Raw genomic sequence first — 19,929 nt, 5'->3', positions numbered from 1 at the left:
TGCGGGCAAGGCAGAAGGGCCCCTGACCCACGTTTTGGCAGGTCAGAGGCCCTTCGGTTCCCTGTGTGGCAGATGAAGGATTCGAACCTTCGAAGGCTACGCCGACGGATTTACAGTCCGCTCCCATTGGCCGCTCGGGCAATCTGCCGGGGATGTCGTCGCCCCGGCTTGGCCGGTGGACAACGAGACGAAAGAATAGCGCAGCACCGTCAGCAGCACGAAACCGTCACCCGAGGAGCAGGAATGGCCGACTCGTCCTTCGACATCGTCAGCAAGATCGACCGCCAGGAGGTCGACAACGCGCTGGGCCAGACCGCCCGCGAGATCGCCACCCGCTTCGACTTCAAGGGCACCGGCGCCACCATCGAGTGGCAGGGCGACGAGGCGATCGAGATCACCGCCTCCGCCGACGACCGGGCGAGCGCCGTACTCGACGTCTTCAAGGACAAGCTCATCAAGCGTCAGCAGAGCCTGAAGATCCTCGACGCCTCCGAACCGCGCGCCTCGGGCCAGCAGAGCAAGATCGGGATCGCCCTGAAGGAGGGCATCTCGTCGGAGGACGCCAAGAAGATCAGCAAGCTGATCCGCGACGAGGGCCCCAAGGGCGTCAAGGCGCAGATCCAGGGCGACGAGCTCCGGGTCTCCTCCAAGAAGCGCGACGACCTCCAGGCCGTCCAGGCCCTGGTTAAGCAGCAGGACTACGACTTCGCGGTGCAGTTCGCCAACTACCGCTGACCCCACCCTGCGAACGAGGACGCCGAGCCGGCAGTAGTTGCACAACTACTGCCGGCTCGGCGTCCTTGTCTTCCGGAGGACTCGCGGGCGAGCATTCGTGGTGGCGCCGGAACTCGTCCTAGACTCCTCTTAGTCGAGTTTTTTGATGCCGTTAGGAGAGGTTGGCCAATGACCACAGGACGCCGCCCGCGCGGGCACGGACCGACCGTCGCGGTGGTGGGTGCGGGCGCGGCCGGCACCCTCGTCGCGCTCCACCTGACCCGGACCGCGGCCCGCCGCAGCACCGGACTCGACATCGTTCTGGTCGACCCCGTCGACCGGCGCGGCCAGGGCGTGGCGTTCGGCACCCCCGACGAGCAGCACCTGCTCAACGTGCCCGCCTCCGGCATGACGGCACTCCCCGAGGAGCCCGGCCACTTCGCCGCCTGGCGCCAGCGCGACGCCCAGGAGCTCGACCCCGACGCCGGCACCCTCCCCTACGACTTCGCGCCCCGGCGGCAGTGGGCCCGCTACCTCGACGAGACCCTCGAGGAGGCGCGGCACGCGTCCTTCGGCGAGGTCGGCCTGCGGCACGTCCGCCAGCAGGTCGTCGGGGTACGCCGGACCACCACCGGCATCTCGCTGCGCACGGCCAACGGCGGCGAGGTCGTCGCCGACGCCGTCGTGATCGCCTCCGGGCTCCCCGCGGCCGGCGACTCGTGGGCCCCCGAGTCGCTCGCCTCCTCCGCGTTCTTCGTGGCCGACCCGTGGGCCCGCGGCGCCCTCGACGTCGTACGCCGCGACCGCACCGGACCCGGCGACGTACTGCTGGTCGGCACCGGCCTGACCATGGTCGACGTCGCCTTCTCGCTGACCGACCAGGACAACCGCTCGGACCGGGTGGTGCACGCGACCTCGCGCAACGGCCGACTCCCCCAGGTGCACGCCCCGCAGCCCCAGCTCGCCGCGATCCCGGACATCTCCGAGTGGGGACCGAGCCTCGCCGAGGTGCGCGCGGCGGTCGAGCGGCACGTGGCCGAGGTGCGCGCGACCACCGGCGACTGGCGACCCGCGCTCGACGGGCTGCGGTTCCGCGTGCAGGAGCTGTGGGGTCGCCTCTCCGAGGAGGACCGGCTGGAGTTCCTGTCCCGCGACGCCGGACGCTGGAACACCTTCCGGCACCGGATGGCGCCCTCGAGCGCGGTCCGCCTCGACGCCCTGCAGGCCGAGCACCGCCTGGTGATCAACACCGGCCGGGTCGTGGGCGCCGAGCCGCTGCCCACCGGCGGACTCCGGGTCAGCCTCGACGACGGCAGCACCCGCGACGTCGGCTGGGTGGTCAACTGCACCGGCCCGCAGGCGGATCTCCGGCTGCTCGGCAACCCCGTCCTCGACGACCTGCTGCGCGAGCGCGGCGGCGCCACGCTCGCGTCGATCGACGTCGCCGGCCTCGGCCTGCGCACCGACGAGGGCCGACTGGTGGCCTCCGACGGCGAGACCGACACCCCGCTGTGGACCCTCGGCGCGCTGCGTCGCGGCGAGCTGTGGGAGACCACCGCCGTCCCCGAGATCCGGCTCCAGGCCGCCTCCGTCGCCCGGGCGGTGCTCGACGAGGTGGCTCCGCTCCCCCGTCGGCTCGCCGACGGCCGGGTCGTGGGCGGGCGGCACCCCGTCGCCCGGCCGCGCGACCCGCTGGGGCTGCCCCTGTCGACGACCAGCGAGGCCGCCAGCGCCTACAACGCCGGCCTCGAGCGGCTGATGCGACTCCAGGACGGTGCCGAGGAGCAGCTGCGCCGGGCCACCGAGCTCGACCCGGGCTTCGCGCTGGCGCACGCCGCACTGGCCATGCTCGGCCACGAGGCCGGTGCGGACGCCGACGTACGCGCCTCGCTCGAGGCGGCCCGCAAGGCCGCCCGTCAGCGCGGCGACGACCGCGAGCGCAGCCTCGTGGACGTCGTGGGCCTGCGGGTCAAGGACGTCCGCCGCGCCGGGTCGGATGCCCTGATGCACCACATCTCGCTGCACCCGCGCGACGTGCTCGCCGTCTCCGCGGCGGTCCCCACGATCGCCTTCTCCGGCGTCACCGACGTCCAGCAGGAGGCGTGGGACCTGGTCGAGGGGCTGGCTCCGGCGTACGGCGACCATTGGTGGTACATCTCGCTACTCGCCTTCACCCGCCAGGACCAGGGCCTCTTCGAGGAGGCCGGTCTGCTCGCCGAGAGCGCGCTGTCCTGCGAGCCGTCCTCCGGCCACGCGGTGCACGCGCAGACCCACGTCCTCTACGAGACCGGCCAGCACGAGGTCGGCCGGGTCTGGCTCGACCACTGGGTCGCGGAGAGCGGCCGCTCCGCGAGTCACCGTGCGCACTTCTCGTGGCACGCCGCCCTCCACGAGCTCGCGCTCGGCGATACCGAGGCGGTACGCCGGCGCTACTACTCACAGCTCGCCGCCCCCGAGGTCACCGGCGTGCGCGCCCTGATCGACTCCGCGTCGCTGCTGTGGCGCTGGCGGACGACCACGACCGGCTGGGACGCCGCCGTGGCGCTGGGCGCCCCGGGCGCGGCCGGCGGCGCGTTCCCCGGCGAGGTCGTCCAGCCCCCGGTCGCCCCGGTCCTGGCGGCCGTCGACCCCGCGCTGCTGGACCGGCCGCAGACGCCGTTCGTCGCGCTGCACGCGGCGATCGCCCTCGCCGCGGCCGGTGACACCGCCCGGCTGCGCGACCTGGCCGCGCACTGCCGCCGCTCGCGCGACGGCGTGCTCCGCGGCACGGTCGCGACCTTGTGCCAGGCCCTGGAGGCCACGGTCGAGTCGCGCTGGTCGGACGCCGCCACGCTGATCGAGGACGTGCTCCCGATGCTCGCCCGGGTCGGCGGCTCCGCGGCCCAGCGCGAGGTGGTCGAGGAGACGCTGCTGATCGCGCTGGTCAACGCCGGGATGCCCGAGCGGGCGCTGAAGGTGCTCGACGAGCGGCTGCACCGGCGCCCCTCGCCGCTGGACCAGCGGCGCCGGTGCTCCCTGGAGCCGGCGCCGGCCACGGTCCCGTCCTGACCTGACAGTGAGAGCCGGGCCGGACGTCCCCATGTCGTCCGGCCCTGGCGCTCGCCTCGGGGTCAGGTCAGGTCAGCCGAACCGGCCGTGGACGTAGTCCGCGGTCCGCTGGTCCTGCGGGTCCTCGAAGATCGCATCCGTCGGGCCGTGCTCGACGATCACGCCGGGCGTGCCCTGGGCCGCCAGGAAGAAGGCGCACTGGTCGGAGACCCGGTGCGCCTGCTGCATGTTGTGGGTGACGATCACGATCGTGACGTCCCGGGCGATCTCCCCGATCGTCTCCTCCACCACCCTCGTCGAGGTGGGGTCGAGGGCCGAGCAGGGCTCGTCCATGAGCAGGACCCGCGGCCGCACCGCGAGTGACCGGGCGATGCAGAGCCGCTGCTGCTGGCCGCCGGACAGGGCGGAGCCGGGCTGCTTGAGCCGGTCCTTGACCTCGGCCCAGAGCCCGGCGCGGGTCAGGGAGTCCTCGATCAGCGCCTCCCGGTCCGGGCGGGCGATCTTGGTGCCGGTGATCTTCAGGCCGGCGAGCACGTTGTCGGCGATCGACATCGCCGGGAACGGGTTGGGCTTCTGGAAGACCATCCCGATCGCCTTGCGGGCGTCGGTCAGCCGCCGGGCCGGGTCGTAGATGTCCTGACCGTCCAGGCGCACCTCCCCCGCGAGCTGGGCGCTCGGCACCAGCTCGTGCATCCGGTTGAGGATGCGCAGGAACGTCGACTTGCCGCACCCGGACGGCCCGATCAGCGCCGTCACCATGCCGGCGGGGATGTCGAGCGAGACCCGGTCCAGCACCTTGCGCTGGCCGAACCACGCCGAGACCCGGTCGGCCTCCAACGTCGCTGCGGTGGAGACCACCGTCGAGGCGGCCGCCGGCGCTGCGACCTCCGGACCGGGCGGGACCAACGGTGTCTCTGTCGTCTCGTCCTCCACGACGGCCGGCAGCACACCGGTCATCTCTGCACTCATCGCACCCTCCTGATCACTTCCCGGCCCGTCCGAGCCGGTGCCGACGTGTGGGGGCCGGCGAGCAGCCGGCCCCCACACTGTTTGTCGACGTAGAAACTCTACTTCGACTTGACCTTCGCCGTCTTGGACTTCGCCGGGAGGTACGACGCGTCACCCGCGTAGTCGACCCGCACCTTCCAGGTGCCCTTGGGCAGCTTCGGCAGCTTCACCGTCGCCTTGCCCGCCTTGATCGTGACGACGACCTTCTTGACGGCCTTGCCCTTGGTCAGCACGACCGTGGCCTTGCCGCCCGCCTTCACGAGACCCGCGGGAGCGGCGACGGTGATCGTCGCCTTGCCGGCCTTCTTGCGGGTCGGCTTCTTCGTCACCTTCAGCACCGGCTTGGGGCCTGCGGCCTTGGCCACCGTCACCGTCGCGGCCACCGACTCGGAGGCCACGAACGCGTTCGGCACACCGGCGTAGACGACCTTCAGCGAGTGCGCACCCGGCGCCAGCGCGGTCGCTCCCACGGGCAGGGTCGCGGTCCCCGCCGCCGTCAGCGTGGCCGTGGCCAGCGTCTGGGCGCCGAGCACCAGTCGGACAGAGCCCGACGGCTTCGCGGCGCCGGAGGCGGCGGTGACCGTCGCCCCCACCGCGGCGGCCCTGCCGTAGGCGAACGCCGGCCAGGCGACGGCCACCGAGGTGGCGACCGGCTGCAGCTGGGGATTCGGGTCCGAGCCCAGGATCGGCGCGGTCGTGACCTGCCAGGTGGTGCCGGTGACCTTGACGTACGCCGCGGCGTACGCCGTGCTCACGCCCTTGGTCGCCGAGCTCGTGCGCAGCCGCAGCTCGTAGACGCCCGCGAAGCTCGGGCTGCTCTCGGGGTTCGGGAACGCGGCCTTGACGTCGGCCAGCGTGTAGCCGGCCGCCGTCGTGCGGACGAACGGCTTGCCGTTCAGCCCGGGAGCGGGCGTCACGGCACCGTCGCCGCTGAACTTGTCCGTGCCGCTGACCTGGACGCCGGGCCAGGCACCCTGGGCGGTACTGGTCTGCGGCAGGTGCACGAACAGCGAGGCGTAGGCGTCATCCGCACGCACCGTCGCGTCGGCCGCCGCGAAGGCGGCGATCGGCGTCGTGGTGCTGCCCGTGGTGACCTGGTTGCCTGCGGCGTCGTACAGCTTGAGCGCCACGGCGCTCTTGTCGGGATCGGCGACGGTCGCGTTGTCGCCGTCGTACCAGTCGTCCGCGCCGGCACCGAGGGCGACGCCCCCGACGGTGGACAGGGCGAGCGTGAGGCCGAGTACGGCGACCCACGTCTTCTTCACTCTGATCTTCATCATCTTCTCCTTGTGATCTTGGGGTGACCGCGCGGTCGGCCGACCGGGTCAGGGGACGAGCGCGTCGGCATCGCCACAGGGCGCGGAGCCGCCTCGCACGAGCTCCCAGCGACCGTCGTCGACCCGGAGGTCGGCGGTGTCGTAGGGGTTCGCGGAGAGGGTCCCGGCCTCGGGGGTGCCGAGGACGAGCCGTAGCTGGACATAGCCGTCGTAGGTCGCGGGGAAGGCGGTGACGAAGTCACCGATCGACCAGGCGTCCTCGGTGACCCGCGACGCAGGCCGCTCGGGGTCCGCGAGCTCGCCGGCGGCCGTGATGGCCGTCCCGCTGAACTCCTCGATCCCGACGCCCTCGCGCGGTTGGTACGCGAAGAGCGTGGCGACGGCCCCGGTGGGTTCCACCTCCGAGGGCAGTCCCGTCTCCCCCACCACGAGATCGGCGAACGGTCGGTCCGCGACCTTGCCCTCGGTGACGGTCTTCCCGTCGGCCGAGCACAGGGTGAGCAGTCCGGCGGACTGCGGGTCGTCGTACGGCACGGTGCGCATGGCGCCGTCCTGCTTCTCGTCCTGCTCCTGCCCGGGCCAGAGGACGAATCCGGCCACGATCACCACGCCGGCCACGAGGACGGCGAGTGCTGCCCGCAGGGGCGTGAGCGTGATGGTCATGGCGTGGTGGTCCCTCTCGGCCGACGAGCGGACTCAGTCGACCGGGATCTCGGCGTTGTTGGTCCCGTACACGCGGTAGTTCGGCGTGACGCCGGCCGCCTCGAGCAGGGCCTTGCCGGCGGGCGTGCGGACGAACGGCGCGGGGCCGCCGGGGTTGTAGAACAGCGCCTTGACCCAGTTCAGCGTGCTGCCGGGCTGCCACGGGGTCGTGCTGTTGAGGTCACGCTCGCGCACGATCGCGTTGTAGGCGAAGTTGCCGCCGTACGCCGCGGTGGGCTGGTTGACGTCGGCGTCGCTCGCCCCGTCCAGGAGCTGGATCCCCGAGGCGGACGCCGCGGTGCGGTGCCCGGTCTCGGTGTTGTAGTTGTTCGTCTTCGCACCGTCGGAGGTCTGCGTGTAGTACCCGGCGTTCAGGGTGCGGTACCGCCCGCGCGGGAACGGCACGATCGCGTTCTTGCGCTGCGCCTCGGGCAGGCTGGTGACCGAGATGGGGTCGTTCTGCTGCACCTGGATGCTGTTCGGGTTGCCCCGCCCCGCGAAGCTGCCGTTGCCCGGGTTCTGGCGCTTGACGTTCGCGACGAAGGTGTTCCACATGCCGGCGTCGAGAGGGAGGATCAGCGGGACGATCGTCTCGTTGGCGACGGCAGGGTCCGAACCCGGGACGGCTGGTGTGCCCCACCCGGTGATGTCGCCCCACTTCTTCCACTCACCGCTGTAGATGTTCAGGATCGCCGCGGCGGACAGCGTCGTGGGGGCGTTGGTCGTCGTCGCGGTGGCGATGAGCTGCCGGTCGGTGGCGATCTGGACTCGGATCAGCTTGGTCCCCAGCTTGTTCTGCGCCTCGTTCTGGTAGTCCCTCCCGCCAGGGACGGCGTCGAGCGGGTCGGGGCTGCGGCCCACGTCGATCCAGCCCTGGTCGTCGTTGATGATCGCGTCGCGACCGCCGCCGCCACCACCGCTCGGGCGGACCACCAGGTCCTGGCCCGCGCGCAGGGAGATGGTCGGGTTGAGCAGCTTGATGTCGTCCTGCTTGACGTACTTCGCCCCGCCCACGTCCACCGTCGGCAGCAGCCGCGGGTCGGTGAACGCGCTCCGGCCCTGGGCGTCGCCGGACGAGTCGAAGTTCACGAACCGCCAGCGGTTGCCGGCGGTGTTGTAGCCGGGCAGCTGGTGGTAACCGTCAGCCAGGAAGTTGAACGAGTTCTGGATGATGTCGGACCCGGTGGACACGACGTCGTTGGGCTGCGGCGAGGGGTCGGCCTGGGCGGGCGCGGCCGAGAGGCCGAGCGCGCCGGTCGTCGCGAGGGCGACGATCGTCGCACCCAGACGCTTGCGGTGCTGGTGCATTGAGTTGCCTTTCCTGAGTGAATTACCCGAGATAGACGGCAAACGGATGCCGCGGACAGTGGACGGGACGCTCAGATGAGCGCCGGGAGGAGGCGAGAGGCGACGGAGGTGGCGAGCCACAGCGCGGCCAGGACGCAGGGTGCCCCCGCGATCCAGGTCGCGGCCCGGGACCAGGACGTCCAGGACCAGGCGAACCCCACGAGCGCGATCACCAGGACCTGCAGGGACAGGGCCAGCAGGGCCAGGGTCGTGGTGTCGGTCCGGGTCGACATCAGTTCGACCGCGGTGTCCTTGGTCGAGACGGGGCCGGGCGCGACGGCGCCCTCGGCGAGCGCCGCGTCGACGTAGACGGTCTCCTTCGGCTGCAGCCCGCCCAGGCCGCCCCCACGGGAGGCGGTCACCAGTGTCAGCCGTGCCGCTCCGGCTGCGGGAGCCGGCAGGGTGGGGTCGCCGTCGGTCCGGGCACCGACCACCTCGTAGCTGAAGACCCCCTGGCCGGTGGTCACCGTGAGCGGAGCGCCCAGGGGGAGCTCGGCGATCCGCGCGAACGGAGCACCGAAGCTCAGCGACCGGCCGGCGACCATGCTGACGCCCTGCTGACCGGGGAGCACGCTGCCGAGCACGTGGCCGGCACCGTCCTGCAGCTGGCTCGGCCTGCTGCCCTCGACGACCACCAGGTCCTCGATGCCGGCCGCCGGGGCGGAGAGCAGCGCCACCGGGCTGCCGGGCTCGATCGGCGCACCGGTCGGCGCGGTCCCCTCGGCCAGCTCGGTGCGCAGCCGGTCGTACAGCGCGCTCTGGGACTGCCCCTGCTCGAGCCCGCTCAGCCCGAACAGGTAGACCAGGAGCCAGGTCACCAGGAGCGAGACCCCGATCAGGACCTGCGAGGAGATCCGGCGACCGCTCTCCTCGTCCCGCCCCGGCGGCGGCGAGGCGTCGACCTCGCCCGGGTGCAGGGTCGTACGACGCGCGACCGACTCGACCGTGCTCATCTACGCCGCCAACGGCGCGCCTCGGCCCAGGCCGCCCGGCCGGCCACGGCGAGCTCCTCGGACCAACGCAGCACGGTGCCGGCCAGCGCGCTCGCGATGGCGAGCAGCAGCAGGAACGGGATCCCGAGCCGACCCAGGTCCGACGACTGCCCGGCGGTCGCCACGGTGGCCGCCTCGACGACCGGTACCGCACTGCCCGAAGGCACTGCCGCGGGGACCGGGGCGGTCGGGACCGGCACCGCCGGGGCGGGGACGGCCGGCACCGCGGCGGGCGGGGCGCTCGGAGTCGCCGCCGCCGGAGCCGAGGGCTCTGCTGTGGGAGTCGGCGAGGCGGCCGGCTTCACCCGGGAGAAGTCACACACCTCGTCCCGCTCCGGCGAGGGCGCATCGAGCGCCGGGACTGCTCCGTCCTGGGCCCGTACCGCGGCCACCGCACTGAGCACGTAGTCCTGCTCGGCCCCGAGCCCGTTGGCGGCGGTCACCGGGAGATAGCCCGCGGGCAGCTGCCCGTTGGCCGTGCCCGCGCGCTGGCCCCGGGTGTGGGAGTAGCAGAGCAGCTTCGCGAACCGGGTCGCGGTGCTGTCGTCCAGGCCGCTGGTCCCGATGACGGCATAGACCGGCAGGGCTCCGGGGTAGGCGGCAGCGCCGCCCTCCGTGTCGAGCTGGTCGTAGGCGAGTCGCCAGGTGCCGGCGGCCTTGTCCGCCCTCAGCAGGTCCGCCGCGGCACGGAGTCCCGCGGTGTCGGGCCGGACGAAGGTGCGGCCCGACGCGTCGGCGAAGGTCTGGGCCGGCTTCACCGTGGAGGTGGTCTGCAGCGCTGCCGTCCGCAGGTTGTAGCGCTCCGCCGCGGACACCGAGACCAGGCCGAGCACGAACCGGTAGCCGACCGGCTGACGGCCCTGCTGGCGCAGCGGCAGCGTGGTCAGGTCGTTGCCGTCGAAGCGGCAGACCGTCGAGACCGCGGAGTTGCTGTACTGCATGTTCAGCAGTACGGCGCCGAGGTTCGACGGCGGGTTGGCCACCAGCTGCAGGAACGGGGTCGGGCTGTTCTCGTAGCATCGGTTCTGGTCCTGGTACCACTTCGGCGCGACGAACTCGTCGAGCAGCGGCCAGTTGTCGACCGGCAGCTCCAGGCGCCGGTAGGCCTCGTTGACCTTCATCCCCCACGGGTCCGCGTAGCCGTCCAGCCAGGCGCGGGCCTCCGGGTCGGCGTCTAGCCACGACGTCAGGGCCCAGACGAGGTCGGTGCTCGCGGAGAAGACCTGCAGCGCCGCGGCGGCCTCGAGCGAGGAGTTGCGGGGGAGGCCCGGGTTCAGGGCCTGGAACTCCGGGTCCAGGGTGATGTTGAGCGGGTTGGTGCCGATGCTGTCGTGGTTGTCGCGCACGACAGCCGCAGCCGGGTACGACGCGCTGAGCAGCTTGGCGACCAGCCGCGCGTTCAGGTTCAGCTGCTCGCGCCGCTGCTTGGCCGGATCGTCGATCGTGAAGGCGATGGCGAAGCCCCCGAGGGCGACCGGCGCCTGGGCGACCGGTCGGACGTACCCGTCCTCCGGCGGCGCCGAGCTGAGCGCCGCCTCGGCCTCGCCGGACTCGACCAGGTCGCGCGCCAGGGCGTCGGACTGCTGGACGTGGGTGAAGCCGAACAGCGACTTGGTCGTGCAGAACGCCGGCTGCCAGGACGCGGTGAGCTCGTTGAGCACGACCGAGCCCATCAGCTCCAGCGGCGCCTCCTTGCCCACGACGTCGCAGACGTCGCCGGTCACGGCGAAGTCGAGGGGGACGCTGATCCGGTTGCGCCAGTTCGACGCCGACCACCACAGGTTGCCGCGCACCGCCTGGTCGGGCGTCTCGCTCGAGCTGGGGACGCCGGGTTCGTAGGCACCGGTGCGCCGGCAGTTCGTGTCGGCGGTGGTGAGCTGCTGGTCGCTCAGCGGCACTCCGGCCTTGGTCGTCTGGTGCTCGCCGTCGGGCAGTGCGTGGCCCCAGGCGTCGCAGCTCAGCCCGACGACGGGGACCGCGACGAGCGAGCACGCCACGGTCGCCGAGCAGCCCAGGGACGCGTTCTCGGCGCCCGTCCAGACCGCGAAGTCCGCCTCTCCGCGCCCGTCGGTGCCGGTGATGCCGTACGTCGTGTTGCTCGGCACCCCGCCGCTCTCGGCGCTGTCGGACTCCGGGGGCAGGGCCATGCACCCCTCCGCCGGGTCGGGACCGCCGTAGTAGACCTCGCCCCCGGCGGCCCGGAAGGGCAGCCACCGAGCGGTGAGCGGATCGCTGAGGCCGGCACAGGCCGTGGGCAGCGGGTCCGGCTGGCCGACGACGGCGGCCCGCTCGGCGGCGGGCGCAAAGGCGTCGAAGCGCCAGGAAGGGAGTTGGGACGCCGCCGCGAGGTAGCGCTCGGCAGCGGTCTGGGTCCAGCAGGTCTCCGGGGTCAACCGGTCCTGCCCCTGCGGGACGGTGCCCGTGATGTCCAGGCCCCGGCACTGCAGCAGCACGAAGGGGTACTCCTGGTTGCGGCCCTCGGAGGCGTTCGGGTCGCCAACGACACCGCCGGTGGGGACCGCGCCGGACCAGGAGACGTGGATCTCCTGCCGACCGCGCAGGTGAGCGGTCTCGGAGACCGAGAGCGTGACCTCCTTGCGGCTGACCTCGGTGCGCGTGCCGTCCTGGTCGATGAACGCCCGAGTCGCCGTCACGGTCTTCGTCACCGCCGAGCCGGTGACCGCGCCTGCCGGGGCCTGGACCAGCGGCAGCACCGCCGCCACGGTCGCGAACAGCAGCGCCCCGGCGAACATCACCCGCGAGACGCGTCGGCGGGGGGCGCTCATCGACGGCCTCGCCGTCGCCCGAGGACCTGGCCGACGGTCGCCGGCACGACCAGCGCACCGAGGAACAGGCCGACCACGAGGACGACGAGAACCCCGCGGGACCCGGCGGAGCCGTCGGCGTCGAGCGTGGTGGCCACCACCGGAGCCGTCGCGGCGCCGGTGGTGCCGCCGTCGGCGCCGGGCTCGCCGGACACGACCGGGTCGACCCCGGCCTGCGGCACGTCGAGCAGGCCGTCCCCATCGCTGTCGGCAGCGACCGGAGCCGCTCCCCCACTGGCGGCGGGCGCCGTGGGTGCCACGGCTCCGCCGCCCGCTCCGGCACCGGGCTTGCCGCCCTTGCCGCCCTTGGTGTCCGCGGGCACCTGCCCGTTCTCGTCCGGGTTCTCGTTGAAGGCCCCCACGCCGTCCGCGCACGGCCCCTGTCCCGGCCGGTCGCAGTCGGCGGGGAACGGCGCGATCTTGGCGAGGTGGTTCTCGGCGGGCTTGCCGGCGACGAAGGTCGGGTTGTGGCAGTTCTTGACGTTCTGGATGATCGACGCGTCGAACTGGACCTTGCTGTCGGCCAGCTGGAGCTTGTTGACCTGGGTGAAGCCGGCCTGGACCAGGTTGATCGGGAGCGGGGAGTAGCCGATCCGCCCGATCGTCGCCTGGCCCTCGCAGATCGACTGCTTGAGGAAGTCGACGATCGTCTGCCGCTTGGCCGTGGTCATCCGCGAGTCGTCGGCGGCCGTCGGGATGATCGCGTAGACGTACGACGACAGCGGGTAGGTGCGCTTGTCGGCGTTGACGTAGACCTTGTCGAGCTTCTGGGTCAGGTAGTTCGGGTCGTTCGGGTCGTCGTTGATCTCGGCGGCCGTGAGCGCGACCGCGACGTTGTACTGGGTGGGCAGGGTGAAGTAGCCGGCCTTGTTCAGCACCTTGGCCACCGGGTAGCGCGCCATCAGCGGGTAGGAGTACTCCTCCATGGCGATCGCACCGTTGGCGCCCTTGCTCTTGACGTAGTTCATGACTCCGTCCGAGCCCGACTGCGCCTTCTGCTGGCCGCGGGTCTGGCCGCAGTTGACCGGGAAGTAGTCGGTCGGTGCGAGCTTGCCGCCGTTGCAGGCCTGCCACTGGGCGGGGTACTGGCTGACCATCCAGGTCGTGAACTGGTTGGTGATGCCCGCACCGTCGGCCCGCACGACCGGGATGATCGGGATCGACGGCAGCGCCCGGCCGTTGTTGTCCTGGGTCACCGCGGGGTCGTTCCAGTTGCTGATCTGGTTGGTGAAGATCTTCGCGACCGTCTCGCCCGAGAGCCGCAGGTTGCGGACCATCTTCCCGCCGACCTCGACGTGGTACGGGAACGACGTGCCCCCCGCCACCACCGGCAGGTAGGCGAACGAGCGGCCCAGGGGCGAGTCGGTGGCACCGGTCGTCGGGTCCTTGCCGCGGTAGGGCGAGTCGGTCACCCCGAAGTCGGTGGACTTGTTGGCGTAGTCCTTGCGCCCCTGGGCGGCGCCATTGGCGGTGTAGACGACCTTCAGTCCCTTGGAGTTGCCGTCGGCGACCCACTGGTTGACCGCGTTGGCGGCCCACGAGGAGCCCGACCCCTGGACCAGGGCGTACGACGGCGCGGCGCTGGCGCCGCTGGGACCGGCGAGCAGGGCGACGTGGAACGCGAGCAGGATCGCGACCGCTCGGCGCAGCCGGGGCAGGCAGGAGGTCATCGGGACTTCTTTCCGCCGGCGACGAGCCGGGCCAGGACGAACAGGATGAGGACGACGGCCAGCAGGACGGTCGCCGCGGCGTACGCGCGCTCCTCCATCTGGGGGTTGCCGGTCTGGACGGCGGCGTAGATGAACAGCGGCAGCGAGTTCATCGGGTCCTGGACCGGGTTGGCGTTGAAGTACGTCGAGGCGCCGGAGGTCAGCAGCACCGGGGCGGTCTCGCCCACGGCGCGGGCGATGCCGAGGATCAGCGCGGTCGCGAGGCCGGGCTTGGCCGTCGGGAGGACGACCCGCCAGACCGTCTGCCACTTCCCCGCGCCCAGGGCGTACGACGCCTCGCGCAGACCGCCGGGCACGACACCGAGGACGACGAAGCTGGCCCGCGCCATGATCGGCAGCGCCATCACCGCCAGCGCGAACGCGGCGGCGAGGCCGCTGGTGGGCATGCCGAGGTAGACCAGGCAGATCGTGTAGATGAACAGGCCGGCCACGATCGAGGGCAGCGCGGTCATCGCCTCGATGACCGTGCGGACCAGGTCGGCCAGCCGGCCTCCCACCTCGGAGATGTAGACCGCCGACGCGACACCGAGCGGCATCGCGATGCTGACCGCGATGGCCACCTCGATCAGGGTGCCGACGATGGCGTGCAGGATGCCGCCCCTCGTGAACGGGTCGTCGGCGCGCACCCCGGCCATGTCGGAGGTGTAGAAGTTCGCATGGGTCAGCGCCGGCAGCCCCTTCCAGACCGTCATCACCACCACGCTGACCAGCGCGAGGCCGATCAGGGTGGGCGCGGCGATCACGGCCGTCGTGACCACCCGGTCGACGACCACCTCACGCGGCTGGGTCAGCCCGGTCAGGCCGGCGTAGAAGACGACGAACACGGCGTACCCGACGATGACGAAGCCGACCGCTCCCTCGAACGGGAGGATCCGGGTGTAGAAGAGCCAGGTGGTCGCGAGCGAGGCGGCGGCGGCGCCCCCGAGGGTCTGCAGGTCCTCACGGGTGCGCGCGCTCGGACGCCGCACGTCCTCGTCGACGACCGGGGCGGGCGGCACGGGAGCGACCGGCGCAGGGATCGGGGCCGGCTCGCGCCGCCGCCGGCCCGGCGGCCGGGTAGCGGTCTGGGTCACAGGTCCGTCACCTCCCGGCCACGCGAGCGGGAGACGATGACCGCGGCGAAGCTGTTGACGACCAGCGTCATGCAGAACAGCACGAAGCCCGCGGTGAGCAGCGCGGACAGCTGGGCGGCCGACGCCTCCTTGAAGCTGGACGCGATGAGCGAGGAGATCGTCGAGGTGCCCGCCTCGAGCACGTAGGGCTTGATCTCGAAGGTCTGGGAGATGACCAGCACCACCGAGATGGTCTCGCCGAGCGCCCGGCCGAGCGCGAGCATGGTGCCGCCCACCATGCCGCTGCGACCGAAGGGCAGCACCACGGTGCGCACCATCGCCCAGCGGGTGGCCCCGAGGGCGAGGGCCGCCTCCTTCTCGTTGACCGGCGCCTCGGAGAAGACCTCGCGCATCACCGAGGTGGCCATCGGGAAGATCATCATCGAGACCGCGATGGCCGCGATGAACGCCGAGCCGGCGTACGACGGGTAGCCCGGCAGCTGGTTCCAGATCGGGTAGTCGACGTCGGTGCGCACGTGGAAGAGCGGGAACCAGCCGAGGTGCTTGCTGAGCCAGTGGGCCACCTCGGTGGCGTGCGGCTGGATGACGAACAGCACCCAGAGCCCGAAGACGATGCCGGGGACGGCGGCCATCATGTCGACCAGCCGGATCAGGCTCGGCCGCAGCCGCGCCGGCGCCCAGTCGGAGATGAACAGCGCGGTCAGCACCGACAGCGGGACGGCGACGACGAGCGCGAGCAGGGCCACCTCGATGGTGCCGACCACCACGGCGGCGATGCCGATGATGTCCTGGCTGGGCAGCCAGCGGGACTCGGTGAAGAAGCCGAAGCCGTAGTGGCGCAGCGTCGGGATCGACTGAACGCCCAGGAAGATGCCGATCGAGGAGACGATCGCGAGCACGAGCAGCCCGGTCGCCCGGACCGCGTTGAGGTAGAGACGGTCCTGCAGCGACTCGCGGCTCCGGATGACGCGGGGGCGGTCCTCCTCGGAGACGTCCTCCACGAGCTCGGGCACCGCAGTCATCGCATCCGTTCCTCGGTTGTCGCAGGGCACGGCCAGGACCGGCACCCTTCTTGTCCGAGAGCAAGGTACTGAAAGTCGATCAGATTGATTGGATTTTGACGGATTGGTCTAGCCCGGTCCACAAAAGAGACCGCCCGCCTGAGGAGGGGTGCAATCCCCTCAGGCGGGCGGTCGATCGGAGGCGCGGGAACGCGCGAGCCACAAAGTACTCAAAGTTCATGGAACTGGTAGCCCTTTGGCCGGGAGGTCTAGAACTCCTCGGCCCGGATCAGGTGGACTCCGGTAGACACTCGGGCAGGACCACCCGCCTGAGGAGGGGTGCAATCTCCTCAGACGGGTGGCCGTTCGTGGGTACGGCGGGGCGAGGCATGTCTCTCTCGTCGGCGCCGCAGCAGGCGCTTCCGACTAGAGAGTCATGCCTTCAGCCCGCCGTCAGCGGCGCGACCATGGTGGCGCCGGCGACCGCCGTCAGCCAGACCCGCGCGCCCTGCTCCAGCCCGACCGAGCGGGCATGGGTCCGGGTCATCACGACCGTGACGTCACCGGCGTCGGTGGCGACCGTGGCCCGCACCTCGAAGCCGATGCGCAGCACCCGGGTCGCGGTGCCGGGGACCCCGCCCCCGACCGGGGTCGCGGAGACCTCGATGTCGTGCGGTCGCACGAGCTGGCCGTGGAGGCTGGTGACCTCGCCGAGGAAGCTCATCACGAAGTCGTTCGCCGGCTCGTCGTAGAGCTGGTCGGGGGTGCCGACCTGCTCGACCCGGCCCTCGTTGATGACGACGATCTCGTCGGCGACCTCGAGGGCCTCCTCCTGGTCGTGGGTCACGAAGACGGTGGTCACGTGGACTTCGTCGTGCAGGCGCCGGAGCCAGTCGCGCAGCTCCTTGCGCACCTTGGCGTCGAGCGCCCCGAACGGCTCGTCGAGCAGCAGGACGGTCGGCTCGACCGCGAGCGCCCGCGCCAGCGCCATGCGCTGTCGCTGGCCGCCGGAGAGCTGTGCCGGCAGCCGGTGCGAGAACTGCGACAGGTGCACGAGCTTGAGCAGCTCGTCGACGCGCGCCGCTATCTCGGCCTTGGGCCGCTTGCGGATCTCCAGACCGAAGGCGACGTTGCGGGCCACGGACAGGTGCTTGAACGCCGCGTAGTGCTGGAACACGAACCCCACGTTGCGCTTCTGGACCGGCAGCCTGGTGGCGTCCTTGCCCTCGATCACGACCGACCCGCTGTCCGGGGACTCGAGGCCGGCGATGATCCGCAGCAGCGTGGTCTTGCCGCCGCCGCTCGGGCCGAGCAGTGCGGTGAGCTGCCCCTTCGGCAGCGAGAGGTTGATGTTCTCGAGGACGACGAAGTCGCCGTAGCGCTTCGAGACGCCGGAGACGTCGATACTCATGTTCTGGACCTTTCGAGGCGGGTCTCGCGCGAGCGCAGCAGGAAGACCACGAGGATGGCGACCACGGAGACGCTGGCGAGCAGGAAGGCGATCGCGTAGGCACCCTGCTGGTCGAAGTTGAGGTACTTCTCCTCGACCGCGAGGGTGGCCGTCCGGGTCTCTCCGAGCACGTTGCCGGAGACGACCTTGACCGCACCGAACTCGCCGAGCGACCGGGCCAGCGTGAGCACGACGCCGTAGATGACGGCCCACTTGATACTCGGCAGGGTGATCCGCCAGAACGTCTGCGCGCCGCTGGCGCCCAGGCTGTACGCCGCCTGCTCCTGCTCGACACCGAGCTCCTGGAGCACCGGCACGACCTCGCGGATGACGAGGGGGAGGGAGACGAACGCCGTCGCCATGATGATGCCGGGCGTCGAGAAGATGACCTGGAAGCCCCAGCTCTCCAGCGTCGGCCCCATCCAGCCGTTGCGCCCGCCGTACACGAGCACGAGCGCCAGGCCGACCACGATCGGCGAGACCGACAGTGGCAGGTCGAGCAGGGAGCTGACCACGCGCTTGCCGGGGAACTCGTTGCGCACCAGCAGCAACGACATGGTCACCCCGAAGACCGTGTTGATCGCCGTCGCGATGACCGCCGCGATCGCCGTCAGCCGCAACGCGGCCACCATGTCGGGGTCCTCGACGATGCTGCGCATCGCCTCGCCGCCGTTCTCGAAGGTGTTGGTGACGACCAGCGCGACCGGCCACACGACGAGCAGCACGAGATAGGCGATCACGACGGTCCGGATCAGGTACGTCGTGGGGCTCTTGGGGTAGCGGTGTCGCTCAGCCACGTCGCGCCACCCTTCGCTGGACGAGGTCGAGCACGATGATCACGGCGAGCGAGATCAGCAGCAGCAGCGTCGCGATCGACGCGGCGGACGCCCGATTGTCGTTCTCGATCGCGCTGAGGATCCGCACCGACGTCACCTCCGACTCGAAGGGGAGGTTGCCGGACAGGAGCACGAGCGAGCCGTACTCGCCGACCGCGCGTGCGAACGACAGCGCCGCTCCCGCCGCGATCGCCGGCACCAGCGCCGGCAGGATGATCCGCCGGAACGTGGTGAACCTGCTGGCACCGAGCGAGGCAGCCGCCTCCTCGACCTCCTGGTCCAGCTCCTCCAGCACCGGCTGCACCGTCCGCACGATGAAGGGCAGGGTGACGAAGAGGAACGCCAGGTAGATCGACCACTGCGTGTTGGCGAAGTGGAGTCCCAGCGGACTGTCGTTGCCGTACAGGGAGAGCAGGACCAGGCCCGCGACGATCGTCGGCAGCGCGAACGGGATGTCGATGACGAGCTCGAGCAGGCCCTTGCCCGGGAACCGGTCCCGGACGAGGACCCACGCGACCATCGTCCCGATCACGATGTTGACGAGCGTCACGGCGAACGCTGCCGTCACGGTGACCCGGATGGCGGCTGCGGTCTGCTCATTGGAGATGGCTCGCCAGAACCCGTCCCATCCGCCCGCTGCTGCCGTGGCTACGACAGCAGCGAGCGGGATGATAACGAGCAGGCTGAACCAGATCATGGTCACCCCCAGCCCGATCCCGGACGTCCGGGTCAGGTTGTGGGTCGGCGTACGCCGGGCGGCGGCCGGACGTACGGCCTCGATATGCACGCTCATGGCACCCTCGCGTGAATCTCGGTCGCTCGGACCGCGGACTACTCGGAGGCCTTGCCGGACTTCGCGATCGCGTCGGTGACGATGCCCAGCGACTGGCCGTCCTCGCCGGTACCGAAGAGCTTGTCAGCGACGCCGCTCCAGTCGCCGCCGCCGAAGTTGTTGTCGAGCGTCAGCAGGTTCGCGACCGCCGGGAACGGGTCCTCCGGGTCGGCCGCCCCCTCGATGTCGGACGGCTCGAGACCGACCGCAGCGAAGTCGACGGTGCCCGGCTCAGCGGTGTTGACGGGCCGGAAGCCGCTCAGCGCGAACTGGCGCTGACCCTCCTCGCTGAGCACGAAGTCGAGCCAGTCCTGCGACGGAGCGCTGGCGTCCTCGAGGATCGCGCCCGGGTTCTCGATCAGCATCGTGGTCTCCGGGATCACGTAATCGAAGCCCTCACCCTGCTGGTTGGCGAGGATCGCCTCGTTCTCGTAGGCGAGCAGCACATCGCCGTTGCCCTGGAGGAAGCTCGTGGTCGCGTCACGGCCGGAGCCGGTCAGCGAGACGACATTGGCGAACAACTCGTTGACGAACTCGGTCGCCTCGGCCTCGGTGCCGCCGTTCTCGGTGATGTGGCCCCACGCCGCCAGCGCGTTCCAGCGCGCGGCACCTGAGGAGGCGGGGTTCGCGGTCACGATGCCGACGCCCGGCTTCACCAGGTCGTCCCAGCCCTGGATGTTCTTCGGATTGCCCTCGCGCACACCGAGCACGACGATCGAGGACGACACGATGCCCTTGTTGGGACCCTGGTTCCACGACGTCTCGACCAGGCCGGCGTCGACGAGGCGGGCGACATCGGTCGCCACCGAGAAGTGGACGTAGTCGGCGTCGAGACCCTCCGCGACGGCGCGGCTCTGGTCGCCGGAGGCGCCGTACGACGTCTTGAACCGGACGTCCTTGCCGGCATCGGTCTTGTTGAACTCGGTGGCGATCGCTTTGTTGGCGGCCTCGGGAACGGCGAAGCCGACGATGTTGATCGTCTCCCCGTCGTCCCCGGAACTGGAGCCGCCGCACGCCGCGAGGCCGAGAGCCATGATTCCGGTGGCGAGAACCGCCACCACGCGCTTGGTCTTCATCCTTCTGCACCCTTCGTC

At 71.3% G+C, this 19,929-nt stretch carries 15 protein-coding genes and 1 tRNA gene; 2 read left to right on the top strand and 14 right to left on the bottom strand.

The genetic code is table 11. From position 1 onward, the window contains the following. Positions 1 to 66: 66 nt before the first annotated feature. Positions 67 to 148: transfer RNA gene (locus MUB56_RS07675), tRNA-Tyr, on the bottom strand. A 95-nt stretch (positions 149 to 243) separates the two neighbouring features. Between MUB56_RS07675 and MUB56_RS07670 the strand changes: the two genes are divergently transcribed. Together MUB56_RS07670 and MUB56_RS07665 are read left to right on the top strand one after the other, a co-directional pair. Beyond that, positions 244 to 735, top strand: a complete 492-nt coding sequence (locus tag MUB56_RS07670; protein ID WP_244931311.1) for a YajQ family cyclic di-GMP-binding protein — start codon at positions 244 to 246, stop codon at positions 733 to 735. Positions 736 to 903: 168 nt separating this feature from the next. Next, positions 904 to 3,762: an FAD/NAD(P)-binding protein gene (locus MUB56_RS07665; RefSeq protein ID WP_244931310.1), complete on the top strand. Its 2,859-nt coding sequence runs from the start codon at positions 904 to 906 to the stop codon at positions 3,760 to 3,762. A 72-nt stretch (positions 3,763 to 3,834) separates the two neighbouring features. On the opposite strand, the gene MUB56_RS07660 is transcribed toward MUB56_RS07665, so the two are convergent. From MUB56_RS07660 to MUB56_RS07600, 13 genes are all read right to left on the bottom strand, one after another. Next, a complete protein-coding gene (locus MUB56_RS07660; RefSeq protein WP_244931309.1) occupies positions 3,835 to 4,731 on the bottom strand; it encodes a phosphate ABC transporter ATP-binding protein in 897 nt (298 codons plus the stop codon). 98 nt (positions 4,732 to 4,829) lie between these two features. Continuing rightward, positions 4,830 to 6,047, bottom strand: a complete 1,218-nt coding sequence (locus MUB56_RS07655) for an Ig-like domain repeat protein (RefSeq protein ID WP_244931308.1) — start codon at positions 6,045 to 6,047, stop codon at positions 4,830 to 4,832. Between the two features lie 48 nt (positions 6,048 to 6,095). Beyond that, on the bottom strand, positions 6,096 to 6,710 hold the full coding sequence (locus MUB56_RS07650) for a hypothetical protein (protein ID WP_244931307.1): 615 nt from the start codon (positions 6,708 to 6,710) through the stop codon (positions 6,096 to 6,098). 33 nt (positions 6,711 to 6,743) lie between these two features. Then, on the bottom strand, positions 6,744 to 8,057 hold the full coding sequence (locus MUB56_RS07645) for a substrate-binding domain-containing protein (protein WP_244931306.1): 1,314 nt from the start codon (positions 8,055 to 8,057) through the stop codon (positions 6,744 to 6,746). Positions 8,058 to 8,128: 71 nt separating this feature from the next. Beyond that, positions 8,129 to 9,049, bottom strand: a complete 921-nt coding sequence (locus MUB56_RS07640) for a class E sortase (RefSeq protein ID WP_244931305.1) — start codon at positions 9,047 to 9,049, stop codon at positions 8,129 to 8,131. Then, positions 9,046 to 11,874 (bottom strand): hypothetical protein, encoded by a 2,829-nt coding sequence (locus tag MUB56_RS07635; RefSeq protein WP_244931304.1) that lies wholly within the window; start codon positions 11,872 to 11,874, stop codon positions 9,046 to 9,048. The genes MUB56_RS07640 and MUB56_RS07635 overlap by 4 nt, the downstream gene beginning before the upstream one ends. Beyond that, entirely contained in the window at positions 11,871 to 13,583 is a 1,713-nt protein-coding gene (locus tag MUB56_RS07630; protein WP_244931303.1) for a substrate-binding domain-containing protein, read from the bottom strand. The genes MUB56_RS07635 and MUB56_RS07630 overlap by 4 nt, the downstream gene beginning before the upstream one ends. After that, entirely contained in the window at positions 13,580 to 14,716 is a 1,137-nt protein-coding gene (gene pstA, locus MUB56_RS07625; protein ID WP_244931302.1) for a phosphate ABC transporter permease PstA, read from the bottom strand. The genes MUB56_RS07630 and pstA overlap by 4 nt, the downstream gene beginning before the upstream one ends. Next, a complete protein-coding gene (gene pstC, locus MUB56_RS07620) occupies positions 14,713 to 15,738 on the bottom strand; it encodes a phosphate ABC transporter permease subunit PstC (protein ID WP_244931301.1) in 1,026 nt (341 codons plus the stop codon). The genes pstA and pstC overlap by 4 nt, the downstream gene beginning before the upstream one ends. 421 nt (positions 15,739 to 16,159) lie before the next feature. After that, positions 16,160 to 17,128, bottom strand: a complete 969-nt coding sequence (gene cysA / locus MUB56_RS07615; RefSeq protein WP_244931300.1) for a sulfate ABC transporter ATP-binding protein — start codon at positions 17,126 to 17,128, stop codon at positions 16,160 to 16,162. After that, positions 17,125 to 17,964, bottom strand: coding sequence for a sulfate ABC transporter permease subunit (locus MUB56_RS07610; RefSeq protein ID WP_244931299.1), 840 nt, complete (start codon positions 17,962 to 17,964; stop codon positions 17,125 to 17,127). The genes cysA and MUB56_RS07610 overlap by 4 nt, the downstream gene beginning before the upstream one ends. Then, positions 17,957 to 18,796: a sulfate ABC transporter permease subunit CysT gene (gene cysT, locus MUB56_RS07605; RefSeq protein WP_244931298.1), complete on the bottom strand. Its 840-nt coding sequence runs from the start codon at positions 18,794 to 18,796 to the stop codon at positions 17,957 to 17,959. The genes MUB56_RS07610 and cysT overlap by 8 nt, the downstream gene beginning before the upstream one ends. A gap of 38 nt (positions 18,797 to 18,834) precedes the next feature. Beyond that, the gene (locus tag MUB56_RS07600) at positions 18,835 to 19,911 is read right to left on the bottom strand and encodes a sulfate ABC transporter substrate-binding protein (protein WP_244931297.1); all 1,077 of its coding nucleotides are present in this window, start codon (positions 19,909 to 19,911) and stop codon (positions 18,835 to 18,837) included. Positions 19,912 to 19,929: the final 18 nt, after the last annotated feature.

Origin of the sequence: Nocardioides sp. W7, from assembly GCF_022919075.1 — a bacterium.
In the GTDB taxonomy this organism is placed as follows: domain Bacteria; phylum Actinomycetota; class Actinomycetes; order Propionibacteriales; family Nocardioidaceae; genus Nocardioides.
Note: the sequence above shows the minus strand (reverse complement) of the source record. Positions and strands in the feature narration are given on the sequence as shown.